The organism is Propylenella binzhouense (assembly GCF_009866965.1).
In the GTDB taxonomy this organism is placed as follows: domain Bacteria; phylum Pseudomonadota; class Alphaproteobacteria; order Rhizobiales; family Afifellaceae; genus Propylenella; species Propylenella binzhouense.
Window position 1 is genome coordinate 1 of the sequence record NZ_SPKJ01000210.1, and the last position, 1,229, is coordinate 1,229.

The following is a 1,229-nucleotide window of genomic DNA, read 5'->3' on the forward strand; positions in this document are numbered from 1 at the left end:
GAGCGCCAGGAAGCCGTCCGCCAGCGCATGGCGGCCGCGCTCCTCCCGGCCGCGGCGCCAGCCGCGGACGGCGCGCGCCGGGGCGCGCAGGACGAAGCTCAGGACGAGGAAGAGCACCAGCGCCGCGACGATCGCGGCGAGCGCGGCGAGCGCGGCCACCGCCAGGTCGACGGCATAGGTGTTGCCGCCGATCGTGAGCGCCAGCTCGCCCGGCATCTCGCGCAGCCACGCAAAGCCGAAGACGATCGCGAAGAGAACGACGACAAGGAACAGGAAGCGGATCATGCGACGTCCTCTAGCCGGCGCTTCCGCCGAGCCGTGTCAGAATATCGGACCGGAGCCGGTCGGCGAAGGCGAGGCCGTCGAGCCGGGCCTGGACGGATCGCGCCCAGTCGGCGGAGGCCGTCCTCGCCTCTTCCGGAAGCTGCCGCCACTCCTCGAGCGCGCGCGAAAGCTCGCCGGTGCGGAGCGCCTCGCGGATCCGCGCGATCGTGGCGGCGGAATCCCCGCCCTCGACCGGTCCCGCCTTGCGGACCTCGACGAGGCTCCGCGCCCCCGCCATCAGGCGGTCGAGCGGGCCGGCATCAGGCGGCGGCAGGTCCGGCGTCTCGAGCGTCGGGGCGATCCGGTCGAAGCTCTCGCGGATCGCGGCGAGCGACGGCAGTCCGGTTTCGGCATGGGCGGCGACGCTCTCGCCCATCTCCGCCGCCATGCCGGCGTCGCGGGCGGCGGCGAGTTCCGCGGCGAAGGGCCGCCCGCTCGCGATCGCATTCGCGAGGAGGTCGGCGGAAAGCGCGGGGGCGAGCGCGCCGGCCCGGCGCGCATCCTCGCGGAAGCCGTCGAGCGTGGATTCGACGGCCGCCAGCCTCTCGGCCGGGGCAAGCGATCCGATCTGCGTCTGAAGCGCCGCGATCCGGCTCTCGAGCGCCCCGTCGCGTTCCGCGCTCTGGCGGAGCTGGGCGCGGACGTCATCGACCGCGGCCCTGAGCGGTGAGAGATCCGGCGCGGGCCGGTTCTCGAGGGCGGCGATGCGGTCCGAGAGCCCCGCGACCGCCGTCCTGATCTCCTCGACGGCGCTGCCGGCCGCCCGCTTGGCGAGCTCGTTGCGGAGGCCTTCCACCGCCTGCGAGAGCTCCGCGACGCGCGGGTCGGGCGCGCCGCCGGCGGGCTGGTCCGCGCTCGCCTCAGCCGCCTGCTCCAGCCGGTCGAGCCGGGCCGCGAGCGCGTCG

General features: G+C 75.6%; 2 protein-coding genes. Both read right to left on the reverse strand.

Translation table 11 applies throughout. The features are described from left to right. On the reverse strand, positions 1–285 hold a 285-nt coding region (locus tag E4O86_RS22950; protein WP_281351660.1), incomplete at its 3' end, for a heme biosynthesis HemY N-terminal domain-containing protein. Between the two features lie 10 nt (positions 286–295). Beyond that, a partial coding sequence (locus E4O86_RS22955; RefSeq protein WP_246206574.1) for a COG4223 family protein occupies positions 296–1,229 on the reverse strand: 934 nt, incomplete at its 5' end.